This window comes from Nocardia sp. NPDC003345, assembly GCF_053589395.1.
In genome coordinates, this window is sequence record NZ_JBSFRU010000145.1 from 1 (window position 1) to 14,596 (window position 14,596).

Genomic DNA, 14,596 nt, shown 5'->3' on the forward strand with positions numbered 1-14,596 from the left:
GGCTGCCCGTGGCCGCGGTGCACCGGGTCGGGAACCTGCGGGTCGGCGATCCGGCGATCGTCACGGCGGTCGCCGCACCGCATCGCGCCGAGGCGTTCGCGGCCTGCGCGACCCTGGTGGACCGGATCAAACACGAGGTGCCGATCTGGAAGCGGCAGATGTTCGCCGACGGGCTCTCCGAATGGGTGAACGCCTGCGGGTGACCGGTTCGGCTCAGACCGCGGCGGGCTGCGGGACGTAGCGGAAGACCGGCAGCATGGCCCCGTCGTCCAGCGGGTCACCGTGATGTTCGGTCTCACGCAGCCGCTCCGGTACGGCCGCGGCGTCGAGGCCGGTGCCGATGAGCACCAGCTCGGTGTGCGCCGGCCCCGCCCGGCCCGCGGGTTCCAGGCTGATCGCCCGGCCGACCAGGTGCACGATATAGCTTTCGTGGCCCGGGACCGGGAAGCTCACGAACCCCTTGGCGCGGAACAGGCCGGCGGGCGGGTTCTCCAGGAAATCGAGCAATCGGCGCGGGTGCAGCGGGACGGCCGCGGTGACGACCAGGCTCGTATATTCGTCGTGCAGGTGCCGGTGCCCGCCGGTGTGCCCGTCGTGACAGCCGTGCTCGTCGTCGAGCAGTAGTTCCTCGAAACTCAGTTGTTCACCGGCTCGGGGTGCGAGCCGGTGCCGCGGGTCGAACAGCAGTCCCGGGTCGATACGCCCGTAGCTGGTGGCATAGACCGGCGCACCGCCGGTGAGGGCGGTGATCTCGGTCCGCAACCGCGCCAGTTCCCCGGCCTCGATCCGGTCGGCCTTGTTCACCACCACCAGATCGGCGAGCCGCAGATGGCTCGCGAGTTCGGGATGGCGTTCCCGCCCGGCGGTGAATTCCGCGGCGTCCACCACCTCGAGCAGCCCGCCGTAGCGGATCCGGGTGTTCTCGCTGCCCACCACCATCCGCACCAGATTCCGTGGTTCGGCCAGCCCGCTGGCCTCGACCACGATCACATCGATACCGGCGCGCGGTTCGGTGAGCCGGGTGAACAGGCCGTCGAGTTCACCGACGTCCACCGCACAGCACACGCAGCCGTTTCCGAGCGACACCATCGCGTCCACCTGCCCGGCCACGAGCATCGCGTCGATGTTCACGGCGCCGAAGTCGTTGACGATCACGCCGATCCGGGTCCCCCGGTTGTTGCGCAGCAGATCGTTGAGCAGGGTGGTCTTCCCCGCGCCCAGGAATCCGGCCACGATCACCACGGGTATGCGCTCAGCCACCCGACCACCCTACTGAGCGCAGCGTCGCGAGCCGAGCGGGTGGTCACCGGCGCGGCACGGCCGCCCGCCGGGCACCCGGCCGAATTCTCCACAGAATCATTTCTGTTTCGAATTCACCGTCCGCACCGGAATTCGGACCCGATTCCTTGCGGAATATCCGGAATTATCGCCATTCCCCGAAATCCGTTCCGCGGCTCTGGTAGACGTGCCGGGGAGATCCGGGGGGAATCTCGATGCAGATAAAGGAATTACCGAGGAGTAACTAATGCGTGCAGGCACGCTCCTGATCGCCACAGCGGTGCTGTCGGCGGCGACCGTGCTGGGCAGCGGTATCGCGGCGGCCGAACCGGCCGATCACATATCGCAGGACGGCGTCTATCGGGTCGGTGTGGATATCCGGCCCGGCGTCTACGAATCGCCCGGTCCCGCCGATCCCGCCGGACCCTGCGATTGGCGGCGCCTCTGGCAGCTCGAGGGCGACAACACGAATATGAAGTACATCATCGAGAACAACGTCACGGAACTGGGCCCGCTGCGGGTGACGATCAAACCCACCGACGCCGGATTCAGAACCCGCAACTGCGGACCGTGGCGCATGGTGCCGCCCGCACCGCCGTCGGGGTCGGCCGGATTCTGACCCCGCGCGGGTCCGGCCGGGTGCGGATCGCTCGATCCACACCCGGCCGGACCCGGTCACCACGATCAGGGATGGGCCCGCAGCTGGTACAGCCCCTCGGTCTCCGCGACCACCACACCGTCGCTGTCGGTGAGTACCGCGCGCAGCGTGAAGTCGGCCTTGCCGTCGGCGGCCGCCGTCTCCGAGATCCGCTCGATCTCGGCGTCGTCCAGCGTGGCCTGCGCCCGGACCGCTGTGGTCGCGGGCCTGCGGAATACGATCCGCAGATCCTTCACCAGCGGATAGAACTTCGCGGTGTCGAAACTCGCCACCGCGATCGCGCCGCCCAGGATCTCCCCCACCGTGAACAACACCCCGGCGTACATCACGCCGAAATGGTTGCCGTTGCCCTCGGCGGGCACGGTCGCCGCGGCGTAGCCGCGCCGGACCTCCTCGGCATGCACACCCATCCGGTGGGCCACCGGAATCGTCTGTTCCAGCGCCGAGTTCACCACATCGGCGATGGGTGGGTTCCGGGTATCGCTCATATCGGGGCAGACCCTTTCGAGGGCTCAGACGACGGACTGTTTTTCCGTCGCCGGGGGTTCGGTATCGGTCGCGGCGTCGGGTACCTCGGTGCCGCGTAGTGAGGTACCCGCGGTCTCCCGCAGGAAGAACCATGCCACCAGGCCGATCAACGAGGCGGCCACCATGTAGAGGGCCGGGAACAGGTTCCAGCCGGTCCCCTCGATCACTGCCTCGTTGACCAGCGGGGCGGTCCCGCCGAAGGCGGCGGTGGAGATGTTGTAGCCGAGGGCGAAGCCCGCGTACCGGACATGGGTCGGGAAGATCGCGGGGAAGGTCGCCGAGATGGTCGACAACTGCGGGACGTACAGCAGACCCAGTACGACGAAGCCCACGATGGCCCAGCCGGTCCCCACGCCCATCAGCCAGTACATCGGAACCGACAGCACCGCCAGACCGATCAGCGAGGTGAGCCACATCGGACGGCGTCCCACCCGGTCGGACAACCTGCCGAAGAACGGCACACACGCCATCATGATCAACTGGCCGATCAGCATCATGGCCGTGGTCGTCGACTCGTCGAGGCCGATGGTCTTTTCCAGATAGGTCGGCTGATAGGTGAGCAGCGTGTAGTTGGCCACGTTCAGCGCGATGACCAGCCCACCGAGGGTCAGCAGTTCGCGGCGGTAGTCGGTGAGCAGGACGCGCAGGCCGGTGTCGGGATGCTCCTGCTCGTTGACCTCGGTGAACACCGGCGATTCGTCGAGTTTGGTCCGCAGGTACCAGCCGATGGCGCCGAGCGGGACCGCGATCAGGAACGGGATCCGCCAGCCCCAGTCGTGCATGGCGTCCGAACCGAGGATCAACTGGCACAGCAGGACGACCGCCGAGCCGCCGACGAAGCCGCCGAGGGTGCCGAACTCCAGGAAGCTGCCGAAGAATCCGCGCTTCTTGTCCGTGGCGCATTCGGCCAGATAGGTGGCCGCGCCACCGTATTCACCGCCGGTGGAGAAGCCCTGCACCACGCGCAACAGGATGAGCAGGATGGGCGCGAGCACTCCGACCTGACTGTGCGTCGGCAGTACGCCGATCAGACCGGTGGCCGCGGCCATCATCAGGATGGTGGTGGCCAGCACGACCTTGCGGCCGACCCGGTCGCCGAGCGGACCCCACACCATCCCGCCGAGCGGGCGGAGCAGGAACGAGATGGCGAACCCGAGCATGGTGCCGAGGGTGCCGAGTTCGCCCGGGAAGAAGGCGTCGGTCAGGTAGGTGGCCGTGGCGGCGTAGACGCCGTAGTCGAACCATTCGGTGGCGTTGCCCATGGCCGAGGCCGCTACCGATTTCTTGAGCTGTGGTGCTTCCAGTGGTGGTGCTTCCGGCTGCTGGTCCGTCACGGTCAGTCCTCTCCGGCGTACGCATCCGCGTCGGCCCGGCCGACCCAAGACATCGCGCTCACCGGCGACCGGGTTCCGGAGAGTATCGACTCCAAACCGTTACCCGGCATATGCCCGGGGTAAACGCAACACCTGGCCGCGGGGCCCCAACCGACCGGTTCCGATCAGCTATTTCCCAGCTTATGTGAAGGGCCTCACAGACTCGGTGACCCGGGTCGCCGGCGCGCGTCCGCAGACGACCCGGTGTCCGCTTTATCCGGTTCCGGGAAATAGCTCCGATCAGGAGATCTGTTCGCCCCCGACCACCGCGGAACGCTCCCGGCGGTCCACCACGGTCAGCGGCAGCCGCAGCGCCGCGGGCGCGGTTGCGGGCACCGCGGGCGACAGCGGAGCCACCGGCGCGATCCGGCGGTAGGGCGCCCCGAGCGGAGGCCGCCCGTCGGTCTCTCCCTTGTTCGGCCACAGCGCCACCGCGCGTTCGGATTGCGCGGTGATGGTGAGCGACGGGTTGACCCCGAGGTTCGCCGAGATGGTCGAACCGTCGATCACATGCAGGCCCGGATGCCCGTACAGGCGGTGGTAGGGGTCCACCACACCGGTTTCGGGACTCTCACCGATCACGCAGCCGCCGATGAAGTGGCCGGTCATCGGAATATTGAACACACTGCTGCTGGCACCGCCGGGAATACCGTCGATCTTGTCCGCGACCCGGCGGCCCACATCGTGACCGGCGGGGATCCAGGTGGGGTTGGGGGCGCCCTCACCCTGCCGCGTGGTCATCTTGCGGCCGAACAAGCCGCGTTTGGTGTAGGTGGTGATCGAATTGTCCAGCGACTGCATCACCAGCAGGCCGATCATCTGCTCCGACCAGCCGCGCGGGTTGTGCAGATGCGGCAGATCCCGGCGGTGCCGCCACATCTCCCGGAACCAGAGGCGCCGTTTGGACACTCCCGGCTCCTCGTCCACCATCACACTGCCCATCAGCGAGATGACATTGCTGCCCTTGCCGTAGCGCACGGGTTCGATATGGGTATCGGCGTCCGGGTGGATCGAGGAGGTGATGGCCACCCCCTTGGTGAAATCGGTGTTCTTGTCCCGGCTGCGGATCGCGAGCAGTTCCTCGGAATTGGTCCGGGACAGGAAACCCAGGCGGCCGGAGATATTCGGCAGCGATCCGGAGTCGCGCAGTTTGTGCAGCAACCGCTGGGTGCCCAGGGACGCCGCGGAGAAGATCACCTGCTCGGCGGTGTAGGTGGTGCGCTGTTTCCGGATCCAGCGGCCCGTGGTCACGGTTTTCACCGCGTACCCGCCGCCGGGAAGCGGCCGCACATCGGTGACGGTGCGCAGCGGATGCACTGTGGCACCGGCCTGTTCGGCCAGATAGAGATAGTTCTTGACCAGGGTGTTCTTGGCATTGTGACGGCATCCGGTCATACATTCGCCGCAATGTGTGCAGGTGCGGCGAGCCGGGCCGACCCCGCCGAAATAGGGATCGGCGACATCCTCACCGGGCCGGGCGCCGGGCCCGCCGAAGAACACGCCCACCGGGGTGCGCTGGTAGGAATCGGCGACGCCGAGTTCGGCGGCGATCTCGCTCAGTACGCGGTCCGGCGCGGTGGTGGCCGGGTTGGTGGCCACCCCCAGCATGCGTTTGGCCTGGTCGTAGTACGGGTCGAGCTCGTCTTTCCAGTCGGTGATATGCGCCCACTGGCCGTCGCGGAAGAATTTCTCCGGGGGTTCGTAGAGCGTGTTCGCGTAGACCAGCGAACCGCCGCCCACCCCCGCGCCGGCCATGATCAGGGTGTCTTTCAGCAGTGTGAGGCGCTGGATACCGAAGCAGCCGAGGAAAGGCGCCCACAGGTACTGTCTGGCGCGCCACGAGGTGGCCGCGAACTCGTCGTCGGCGAACCGGCGCCCGGCCTCGACGACACCGACCCGGTAGCCCTTCTCGGTCAGCCGCAGGGCACTCACACTGCCGCCGAATCCGGAGCCGATGACGAGCACGTCGTAATCGAAGGCCGGGTCCTGCCCGGTGGTATCGGAAGTCTGGCCGGGCCCGGCGCCGGTGCCGGGGCTGGAAGCGGAACTCGACATCATTCGAGACTATGGCCTGGGTCACGCCGGAGGAAACATACGCACGGACACGAAATCGGCATTTCCGGCCAATTCCGGCGTCGGCTCATCCGCCCGCCCCGACCACCGGACGCTGCCCGGGGCCCGCGTCGTCCATATCGGCGGGCGCCACTCCCGGATCCCAGGCGGCATACGCGCCCGGCGTGCCGTGTTCGACCACGAACGAGGCCCGGGTACTCACCGGCGCACCCGGCTCCCGGATATAGGGGACCACCCGGAAATCGGTGCGCAGCCGCCGTTCGTCCACCTCGACCCGCAGATAACCCCGCTGCCCGTTGAAGAACTTCATATCGGAATTGGCGGCCAGCAGCATCCGCCCGCGCGGGGTGAGATCGGCGCCGTCGCGGCCGGTGGTGATCGAGGTACCGGTGAACTCCGTCGCCACCACCGGCGATCCCGGATCGCGGTAGTCGCCGCGGATATCGGCCACATAGTTCTCGTGCCGGTCACCGGTCAGTACCACCATCTCGCCGCGGCCACGCGCCGCGGCCGCGGCGAGCACGGCATCGCGATCGGCCACATAGCCGTCCCAGGCGTCGGTACCCACGACGACGGCGGGTCCGGGGTCGTGATCGGATTGCGCCATCGCCACCTGGTTGCCCAGGATCTGCCAGCGGGCGGTGGAACGGGTGAGTCCGTCGATCAGCCATTCCCGCTGCCCGGCACCGAGAATCGTGCGATCGGCGGCGAAGCGGTCGGGGCAGTCGGTGACCAGATTGGCGCCGTCCCCGCACACCAGCGGCGAACGGTACTGCCGGGTGTCGAGCATGGTGAGATCGGCCAGCCCGCCGTAGGTGTAGCGGCGATGCATTCGCGTATGGGGCCCCGAAGGCAGCTGGGCCAGCCGGAGCGGCAGATGCTCGTACATGGCCTGGAACGCGGCGGCACGGCGGCGCCGGAACAGCGCGGGCAGTAGATGGATATCGATACCGGCCCCGGGATCGAACCCGGCCCAGTTGTTGTCGATCTCGTGATCGTCGAAGGTGCACACCCACGGGAAAGCCGCATGCGCGGCCCGCAGTTCGGGTTCGGCCTTGTAATGCGCGTAGCGCAACCGGTACCCGGTGAGGTCGGTGGCCTCCGCGCGCAGCGCGGCCGGGATCTCGACGCCCGCACGCCCGCGCGCCCATTCCATCTCGTAGATGTAGTCCCCGAGATGGACGACCAGGTCGAGGTCCTCGTCGCACAAATGCCGGTAGGCGGTGTAGTGGCCCGAACTCCAGTGCTGGCAGGACGCCACCCCGAACCGCAGGCGATCGACCCGGGCGCCCGGCGCCGGCGCGGTACGGGTGCGGCCGACCGGTGAGATCGCCCCGCCCGCCCGGAAGCGGTAGAAGTACCAGCGATCCGGAGCCAGACCCCGCACTTCCGGATGCACGCTGTGCGCCAGCTCCCGGGTGGCCACCGCGCTGCCGCGGGCCGCGACGCGGCGGAACCGCTCGTCCTCGGCGACCTCGTATTCGACGGTGACCGGTGCGCGGGCGGTGGACGCGAGCCCGTCGGGGGCGAAGGGATCGGGTGCCAGCCGGGTCCACAGCACCACACCATCGGGTAGCGGATCACCGGAGGCCACGCCCAGCGTGAACGGATCACCGAGCAGGCGCGGCGCCCGGAAGGGCGCGCTACTCACCATGCCGGCCCCGGCCAGCAAGGCGGCCGCGGCGGCCGTACCGGTCTGCAACAACCGGCGCCGGGTCAGGACCATGGCCCCATTATCGCGCGAACCGGACAAAGCGCCGTCGCCCGGGGGCGCCCGGCCGGCTACGGACCGCTGGGATCCGGCCGGCCGGGCACAGCCCTACAGATCGGCGAAACACACCACGAATCGGCGCTCGTCGTAGACGAATCCGTTGTCGGCCGACGGGCACGCGTTCACATTGTTGGTCTCGGGCAGGATGCTGACGACCCGCATCCCACCGGGTCCGCATTCGATGCGCTGCGGCTGATCACCCGAGACGTCGACACAGCTGCCGACGACCCAGTCGATATCGAGGCACATCGTCGTATCGGCGACGGTGTGGCTGGAATCCGCGTCGGCCGGGCAGGTGGTGCCCGGCGGGCCCGCGCTGGTGACCTTGTACCGGGATTCCGCACTGCCGCAGTCGGCCTTGGTGACGTCCTTCTCGCCGAAGCCGCTGACACATTCACCGGCCGCGACCTGCACCTTCGGCGGCGCTTCCTTCGCCTCCTTGTTCATCTCACCCGCGATCCCGGACGCCGGCGGCGTGGTGGTCGGGGCGGAGGAAGGCGGCGCCGAGGAGGGTACAGCCGAAGCCACCGGAGCCGTGGTGACTCCAGGCTGGGCGGTGGTGGCCGCGGGGCTCGGTGCGGCGAGGTTCCCGGTGGGTTCCTCGTCGCCGCCGGCGGTGGCCAGCAACGCGGCCACGCCGATACCCAGCACGATCGAGGTGACCACGGCCGCGATCGCGATCGCCGCCGCGGTCGCCCCGACGCGGGCGCGTTTGTCCTGCTGCGAGAGCGGCGGGCGGCCGCCGTCCTCCTGCTCCGGCTGGGTCACGGCTCCCCGCGCAGAACCGCCGTCACGGCGTCACCGAACGGCTGGCCGCCCATGATGTAGCCGCCGGCCACGGCGCCGACGACCAGGCCGATCGGGCCGGTGATGATGCTCAGGAAGCCCAGTCCGACGAGCGCGCCGAGCAGACCGCCCACCACCGCGCCGACCGCGACCCCGGCGACGTTCTTGTTCAGTTCGTCGGTCAGCCGGGCCATGGAGCTGACGGGCCGCATCTCGCCGATGTTCTTCGCGGAGACGGTCGGGGTCAGTTCGAGTGTGGTGCCGTCGGCACTGATCTCGTGGGCGACCTCCATCTCGCTACCGGAGACGTCGTATTTCAGCGGCACCTCGGCCACCACGACTCCGCTGACGGCCTTCAGGACGGCCTTGGCGCCGTCGGGCGTCAGCTCGAACAGCCCGTCGCGCACCTCGGTGGTGATCGTCTGCGTCTTCTGGTCGACGCTGGTCTCGTAGGCGACGCCCTGGTCGATGCCTTCGCTCTGGAGCTCGGGAGCCGGCGCGGCCGGTTCGGCGTGCACCGTCGCGGCGGAAATTCCTACAGCGGCGACGGCCAGGAGTGTGGTGGCGGCGAAAGTGCCGAACTTCATTACGTTCAATTCCTTCTCACGTGGACCGTCCGGGAGAGGCGGGCGGCTGCGATTTCACTTCGCGCACAGGACCATACCGATATTCCGAGTTAACGCGCATATCCACGATTAAAAGGAGAATTGATCATTTAAATTGCTGCCCAATAACCAAATTACCGGGCAGTAATTCCCCGAAACTCGCCCGGTGCAACGGTTATAGACCGATGCGATATCCCGGACTCGGCCGGTAGCGGGCCCGTCAGCATTCTCTCCGCAATCGATCCGGGGTCGATAACGTTTACGCACCGTTATTCACGGATAGGCGCGCGCGCGTTACACCCGGCGGTTGTTCCGCGCCCACTTCGTGACCCGCCGGGACTGTGCCCGGTGTTCCGGGCGTGCTGCACTACTGACACAGGAGTTTCCACCCGCAGGCACCGCCGAGGACCGGAGACACGCCATGAGCCTCTTGCGTATCGGACTCACCACGGCCGCGATCGTCGCGGCGGCCGCGGCATTCGCGCCCGCGGCCTCGGCCGATGTGTCCGGTGTGCGGGTCACGGGCGGATTCGGCCTCGGCTTCCTCCAGTACGGGGTCGGCTGCACCTATACAGCGGTGGCCGCCGGCGCCCCGGGCGGCGGGATCACTTTCCAGGACTGGGTGAACGACAGCCCCGGGGGCGGGACATTCGGTCCCGTCAGCGAAGACGAGCCCGGTATCTACACCGCGGACTGGCGGCCCGCGGTGATCGGCCGCCATATCGTGTCCGCGGGCCCGGATCGATTCCGCGAGGGCGCGTCCACGGTGGTGAACGTCGAGGTGGGTCACGATTTCGGGCTGGTCTGCCTGACCCTGCCGCAGCGTCTGCGCCTGCCCTTCTGAGTCCGGCGCGCGCTCTCACCCAGTGAGCCGGTGCCCTTGACAGCCTCCGCGGTTCTGACAGACTCCGACGAAAATCACGGGCGGGCCTCCGCCCGGGTCGGACGAAGGGATAGTGGATGGGTGTCTACGCGGTCACCGGGGCGGCCTCGGGGATGGGCAGGGCGGTCGCCGACAAGCTGATCGCGCAGGGCCACCGGGTCATCGGGGTCGATATCCAGGAATCCGATATCGTCGCCGACCTGTCGACCGCCGCGGGCCGCCGCACCGCCGTCGACGGAGTTCTCGCCGCGGCCGGCGGCCGCCTCGACGGTGCCGTGCTCGCCGCCGGACTCGGCCCGGCACCCGATCCCGCCCGGCTACCGGTGATCGCGGCGGTGAACTATCTCGGCGTGGTCGAACTACTGGACGGCTGGCGGCCGGCGCTGGCCGCGGCCGGGTCCGCGCGGGCGGTCGTCTTCGGCAGCAATTCCAGTACCACCGTGCCCCTGGTCCAGAGCCGTACGGTCCGGGCGTTCCTGGCCGGCGATACCGAACGGGCGGTGCGCTCGGTGCGGATGTTCGGGAAGCAGGCGGGCACCTTCGTCTACGCGTCCTCCAAGATCGCGGTGAGCCGCTGGGCGCGGCGCAACGCGGTACGTCCGGAGTGGGCCGGAGCCGGGATCCGGCTCAATGTCATCGCCCCCGGCGCCATCCTGACCCCACTGCTGGAACGCCAGCTCGCCTCACCCGGGCAAGCCAGGGCCGTCGAGACCTTCCCGGTACCCACCGGCGGCTACGGCGAACCCGGTCATATCGCCGACTGGGTCTGCATGATGCTGTCGCCTTCCGCCGAATTCCTCTGCGGCAGCGTCATATTCGTCGACGGCGGCACGGACGCCTACTTCCGGCCCGATGATTGGCCGCGGGCGGTGCCGCTGCGCCGGGTCGTCGGCTACCTGCGCCGGTTCCGCGGTTTCACTCCGCCCCGCGCCGCGGTGGAAACCCCCGCCGGTAAGGAGTAGGACTACTCATCCCGGTCCCGGCCGCGCCCGCCACACTCGGTAGCGCACGCGGAGACGAGCGGGAGGGCGAAGCCGATGCCGGGCACGACGATATGGATGCGGGTGACCGCCGTGGCGATCATGGTGGTCGTGCCGCTGGATCTGGTCCTGCGGCTCACGGTCTCACCGGGCTGGATCTTCGCCTTCCTCTTCGTACTCGGCGCCCCCGTGTGGCTGGTGGTCGTCGCCGTGCTCGGCTGGATCGGCTACGGGCTACTCGCACCGGCGAGCGCGTTCGCCACCGCCACCGGTCCCGCCCGCCCGGCGGTGCTGTGCCTGCTGTGGGCGTACCTGATCACCCTGACCTACTTCTGCCTGTTCATGTCCGACGGCGGTGACGCCGACGACTGGCATTCCCCGGCGAGCCGGGCGCTCGGAATCGACGGCTACAACAGCGCCACTCCCGAATACCTGAACCGGGCCCAGGATCTGGCGATTCCGAGCCTGCTGGCGAGCTTCGCGCTTCTGGTGGGCGCGGCCCTCACCTACGGATGGGTGACCATCCGGCAGCGGCGGGCCCGCCGCGAGACCGTGCCGCGCTGATCACTCGGATCCGGGCAACCGCAATGCGCTGAACCAGATCCAGTCGAGGGTTTCGAGCAGGGTCGCGGTATCGATCTTCTCCCCCTCCACGAACACCAGATAGGCCATCTTGCTCACCATGCTCGACAGTGCCAGCGCGGTGACGCGCGGGTCCAGCCGGGCCGCCACCACACCCTGTTCCTGCAGGTCCCGGATCAGGGCGGCATTGCGATCGACGAACGCCGACGCGCGTTCGGCGCGCAGGGCCGCGAACTGGGGGTCGATCCGTGACACCTGTTCCAGCACCGCCATCAGCCGGGCATTGCGCCGATACGATTTCAGATACTCGCGGTTGGCCGCCGAGATCCAGTCCCGCGGATCGTCGCTACCGCCCCGGACCCGGACGTGCGGATGCAGCATCTCGTCACGGACCTGGGCCACCACCTCGGCGAAGATCTCTTCCTTGCTGTCGAAATAGGTGTAGAAGGAACCCGCCGCCACCCCTGCGGTCCGGGTGATATCGCCGATGCGGGCGTCCAGGAAACCGTCCTCTTCGAAAACCCGCCGCGCCGCGTCCACCAGGGCGCCGCGGGTGCGTACCCCGCGCCGGCTCTTGGGTGCCGGTCGCGCGGACCCGCCCGAGGTCGCCGCCGACCCGGGAGAACCACTGTCTTCCTGGGCTTTCACCGGTTGCTCGCTGTCATCGCAGGGTTGTTCGGCCGGATGGGAATCCTAACAGCCGCGGCCGGCCCGGCAGCCGGGTGACCTGCGGCGACACCGGTCAAGAGGGGAACAGCCGACCGGTCGCCAGGGTGGTGATGCGATCGTCGTTGCCCGAATCGCGCAACGTCGCCCGCGCCACATCGGCCCGCAGCTCCGCCTCGGCGACCACCGGACCCACCCGCTCCGGTTGCAGATAGCGCAACCCGAGGGTGCTCAGCGTGGCACCGGGCGCCAGCGACAGCATCGCCTCCTCGGCGGCGAGCGCGATCAACCCGCCGTTCACCGTGCGCGAGGCATTGAGACCGTCGTCGGTACGCGGCAGCACCGCGGTACCGGCAGCGGTGCGCTCGCACCCCGCCCGTTCGGCCAGTGGCACCTCGAGCAGATGCTCGGAGACCGGCATATCGAGGCTGAGCTGCGCGGGCAGCCGCAACTCCTCGTTGGGCGACACCATGAACGATCCACCGCCGAACGCGAACGGTTCCCCGTCCACGGTCCACTCGACCTCGGCGACGAAAACCGAGCGGCCGGCCTTGATCTTGCGCCCCACGGCCCTGATCTCACCGGCGCCGGGGGCCGGGCGGTACAGATGCACGTCGAGTTCCAGGGTGACCGGCACCCGCGGCCCCAGCGTGAGCGCCGCCAGCAGTCCGGTCACGGTATCGGTCCAGGTCGCGAGCACCGACGTACGCAACCGGCCGGTCCCCGGCACATGCATCTGCGGCGTGATGATCGCCGAGCCGTGCAGTTCGTCGCCGCGCAACGTGGTCGCGAAGCCCAGCTCCAGCAGGATATGCCGCCGGCGTCTGCTCGGTTCGGTTCCGGTCTCCACCGTCATGGGTAGCCTCCTCGTGCCCGCCCGGTGCGGCACCGGACCCACGCCGGGCCGACCGGACATATCCAACGTATCCGGCGGTGGGCGCCCGCGCCCGGGTCACCTCCCGCCGATACGCGCCGCGGCGGTGCTCCGGTCAGCCCGCGGCGGCCTCCGCGGCCGCCCGCGCCTTACCCAGTTCCGCGCGCGCGATGGTGAGTTTGTGCACCTCGTCGGGGCCGTCGGCGATCCGCAGCGTCCGCAGATGCGCGTACATGCTCGCCAGCGGGAAATCCTCGGTGACCCCGGCCGCGCCGTAGACCTGGATGGCCCGGTCCACGATGCGCAGCGCCATCACCGGCGCCGCGATCTTGATGGCCGCGATCTCCGTCCGCGCCTCCTTGTTGCCGACGGTGTCCATCATCCACGCCGTTTTCAGGGTGAGCAGCCGAGCCTGTTCGATATCGATCCGCGCCTCCGCGATCCAGTCCCGGATATTGGCCCGTTCGCTGACCTTCCGGCCGAATGTCGTCCGCGACTCCGCCCGTGCGCACATGAGCTCCAGCGCCCGTTCGGCCATCCCGATCGCCCGCATCGCGTGATGGATACGCCCCGGGCCGAGCCGGGCCTGGCTGATCGCGAACCCCTCGCCCTCACCCTTCAGCACATCGGTCACCGGCACCCGCACATCGGTGAACTCGATCTCGGCGTGCCCCTCCCGGTCCACATAGCCGAACACCGGCAGATTGCGCACCACCCGCACCCCGGGGGCATCGATCGGCACCACCATCATCGACTGCTGCCGGTGCTTCGGCGCGTCCGGATCGGTTTTGCCCATCACGATCAGCACCTTGCAATTGCGGTGCATCGCGTTGGAGGCGAACCATTTACGGCCGTTGAGAACGTAGTGGTCGCCGTCGCGCTCCATCCGCATCTCGACATTGGTCGCATCCGAACTGGCCACCCCGGGCTCGGTCATCGCGAACGCCGACCGGATGGTCCCATCGAGCAGCGGCTCGAGCCACCGCTCCTTGTGCTCCTGGGTCCCGAAGAGAGTGAACACCTCCATATTCCCGGTATCGGGCGCCGAACAGTTACACGCCTCCGGCGCCAGCGCCGGACTGCGGCCCATGATCTCGGCCAGCGGCGCGTACTCCAGATTGCTCAGCCCCGGCCCCCACTCCGGATGCGGATGGAACAGATTCCACAGCCCCCGGCTCTTCGCCTCGGCCTTCAGATCCTCCAGGACCCGCGGATGGTGGTGCGGATCCCCGGCCTCGGCCATCTGCTCCGCGTACACCGCCTCGGCCGGATACACGCGTTCGTCCATGAACGCGAGCAGCCGCTGCCGGTACTCGCGGGCACGGTCGGTGGAGGTGAACAATTCCACTCGGGACTCCGATCTTCGGGGCGCGGCTCGAGGCGCCGGGGGCAGCCGTTCGCTGCTCCCGACCGTAATCGAAGTTGAATCCGGATTCAATAATTTTGGTGGGGCCCTAGCCCCCACCGGGGTTTGGCACCCGGATTTTACCATTTTTCGCCCCCGCTACAACACCCGTCTCCCCATAGCATTAAAATAAA

Annotated in this window: 15 protein-coding genes; 5 read left to right on the plus strand and 10 right to left on the minus strand. The window is 68.6% G+C overall.

Annotated features, from left to right (window positions below; genetic code table 11):
• The coding region (locus tag ACWDU1_RS17210) for a molybdenum cofactor biosynthesis protein MoaE (RefSeq protein WP_449999565.1) at positions 1 to 203 on the plus strand (203 nt) is incomplete at its 5' end.
• A gap of 10 nt (positions 204 to 213) precedes the next feature.
• On the opposite strand, the gene ACWDU1_RS17215 is transcribed toward ACWDU1_RS17210, so the two are convergent.
• The gene (locus tag ACWDU1_RS17215; RefSeq protein WP_449999566.1) at positions 214 to 1,260 is read right to left on the minus strand and encodes a CobW family GTP-binding protein; all 1,047 of its coding nucleotides are present in this window, start codon (positions 1,258 to 1,260) and stop codon (positions 214 to 216) included.
• Between the two features lie 265 nt (positions 1,261 to 1,525).
• On the opposite strand from ACWDU1_RS17215, the gene ACWDU1_RS17220 reads away from it, so the two are divergent.
• A complete protein-coding gene (locus ACWDU1_RS17220; protein WP_449999568.1) occupies positions 1,526 to 1,897 on the plus strand; it encodes a hypothetical protein in 372 nt (123 codons plus the stop codon).
• A gap of 65 nt (positions 1,898 to 1,962) precedes the next feature.
• On the opposite strand, the gene ACWDU1_RS17225 is transcribed toward ACWDU1_RS17220, so the two are convergent.
• From ACWDU1_RS17225 to ACWDU1_RS17250, 6 genes are all read right to left on the minus strand, one after another.
• Positions 1,963 to 2,424: a PaaI family thioesterase gene (locus tag ACWDU1_RS17225; protein ID WP_449999569.1), complete on the minus strand. Its 462-nt coding sequence runs from the start codon at positions 2,422 to 2,424 to the stop codon at positions 1,963 to 1,965.
• Between the two features lie 24 nt (positions 2,425 to 2,448).
• Positions 2,449 to 3,798 carry an MFS transporter gene (locus tag ACWDU1_RS17230; RefSeq protein WP_449999570.1) on the minus strand — a complete coding sequence of 450 codons (1,350 nt, stop codon included), beginning with the start codon at positions 3,796 to 3,798 and terminating at the stop codon, positions 2,449 to 2,451.
• A gap of 279 nt (positions 3,799 to 4,077) precedes the next feature.
• Positions 4,078 to 5,892 carry a GMC oxidoreductase gene (locus ACWDU1_RS17235; RefSeq protein WP_449999571.1) on the minus strand — a complete coding sequence of 605 codons (1,815 nt, stop codon included), beginning with the start codon at positions 5,890 to 5,892 and terminating at the stop codon, positions 4,078 to 4,080.
• Between the two features lie 85 nt (positions 5,893 to 5,977).
• Positions 5,978 to 7,636, minus strand: a complete 1,659-nt coding sequence (locus ACWDU1_RS17240) for an alkaline phosphatase D family protein (protein WP_449999572.1) — start codon at positions 7,634 to 7,636, stop codon at positions 5,978 to 5,980.
• Positions 7,637 to 7,729: 93 nt separating this feature from the next.
• Positions 7,730 to 8,449: a hypothetical protein gene (locus ACWDU1_RS17245; RefSeq protein ID WP_449999574.1), complete on the minus strand. Its 720-nt coding sequence runs from the start codon at positions 8,447 to 8,449 to the stop codon at positions 7,730 to 7,732.
• Entirely contained in the window at positions 8,446 to 9,054 is a 609-nt protein-coding gene (locus ACWDU1_RS17250) for a hypothetical protein (protein WP_449999575.1), read from the minus strand. The genes ACWDU1_RS17245 and ACWDU1_RS17250 overlap by 4 nt, the downstream gene beginning before the upstream one ends.
• A gap of 439 nt (positions 9,055 to 9,493) precedes the next feature.
• Here ACWDU1_RS17250 and ACWDU1_RS17255 point away from each other — a divergent pair, with 439 nt between their 5' ends.
• From ACWDU1_RS17255 to ACWDU1_RS17265, 3 genes are all read left to right on the plus strand, one after another.
• A complete protein-coding gene (locus ACWDU1_RS17255) occupies positions 9,494 to 9,916 on the plus strand; it encodes a hypothetical protein (RefSeq protein WP_449999577.1) in 423 nt (140 codons plus the stop codon).
• Positions 9,917 to 10,032: 116 nt separating this feature from the next.
• Complete coding sequence (locus ACWDU1_RS17260) at positions 10,033 to 10,917, plus strand: SDR family oxidoreductase (RefSeq protein WP_449999579.1); 885 nt, start codon at positions 10,033 to 10,035, stop codon at positions 10,915 to 10,917.
• 75 nt (positions 10,918 to 10,992) lie between these two features.
• On the plus strand, positions 10,993 to 11,499 hold the full coding sequence (locus ACWDU1_RS17265; protein WP_449999581.1) for a hypothetical protein: 507 nt from the start codon (positions 10,993 to 10,995) through the stop codon (positions 11,497 to 11,499).
• Here ACWDU1_RS17265 and ACWDU1_RS17270 read toward each other — a convergent pair whose 3' ends face one another.
• From ACWDU1_RS17270 to ACWDU1_RS17280, 3 genes are all read right to left on the minus strand, one after another.
• Entirely contained in the window at positions 11,500 to 12,165 is a 666-nt protein-coding gene (locus ACWDU1_RS17270; protein WP_449999583.1) for a TetR/AcrR family transcriptional regulator, read from the minus strand.
• A 94-nt stretch (positions 12,166 to 12,259) separates the two neighbouring features.
• Positions 12,260 to 13,039, minus strand: a complete 780-nt coding sequence (locus ACWDU1_RS17275; protein WP_449999584.1) for a PaaI family thioesterase — start codon at positions 13,037 to 13,039, stop codon at positions 12,260 to 12,262.
• A 133-nt stretch (positions 13,040 to 13,172) separates the two neighbouring features.
• Positions 13,173 to 14,399, minus strand: a complete 1,227-nt coding sequence (locus ACWDU1_RS17280; protein ID WP_449999586.1) for an acyl-CoA dehydrogenase family protein — start codon at positions 14,397 to 14,399, stop codon at positions 13,173 to 13,175.
• Between the last annotated feature and the right edge of the window lie 197 nt (positions 14,400 to 14,596).

Coding starts and splice junctions, on each gene's coding strand:
- ACWDU1_RS17235 (WP_449999571.1), bottom strand. CDS start 5,892: ATGTCGAGTTCCGCTTCCAGCCCCGGCACCGGCGCCGGGCCCGGCCAG.
- ACWDU1_RS17265 (WP_449999581.1), top strand. CDS start 10,993: ATGCCGGGCACGACGATATGGATGCGGGTGACCGCCGTGGCGATCATG.
- ACWDU1_RS17255 (WP_449999577.1), top strand. CDS start 9,494: ATGAGCCTCTTGCGTATCGGACTCACCACGGCCGCGATCGTCGCGGCG.
- ACWDU1_RS17260 (WP_449999579.1), top strand. CDS start 10,033: ATGGGTGTCTACGCGGTCACCGGGGCGGCCTCGGGGATGGGCAGGGCG.
- ACWDU1_RS17250 (WP_449999575.1), bottom strand. CDS start 9,054: ATGAAGTTCGGCACTTTCGCCGCCACCACACTCCTGGCCGTCGCCGCT.
- ACWDU1_RS17225 (WP_449999569.1), bottom strand. CDS start 2,424: ATGAGCGATACCCGGAACCCACCCATCGCCGATGTGGTGAACTCGGCG.
- ACWDU1_RS17240 (WP_449999572.1), bottom strand. CDS start 7,636: ATGGTCCTGACCCGGCGCCGGTTGTTGCAGACCGGTACGGCCGCCGCG.
- ACWDU1_RS17275 (WP_449999584.1), bottom strand. CDS start 13,039: ATGACGGTGGAGACCGGAACCGAACCGAGCAGACGCCGGCGGCATATC.
- ACWDU1_RS17220 (WP_449999568.1), top strand. CDS start 1,526: ATGCGTGCAGGCACGCTCCTGATCGCCACAGCGGTGCTGTCGGCGGCG.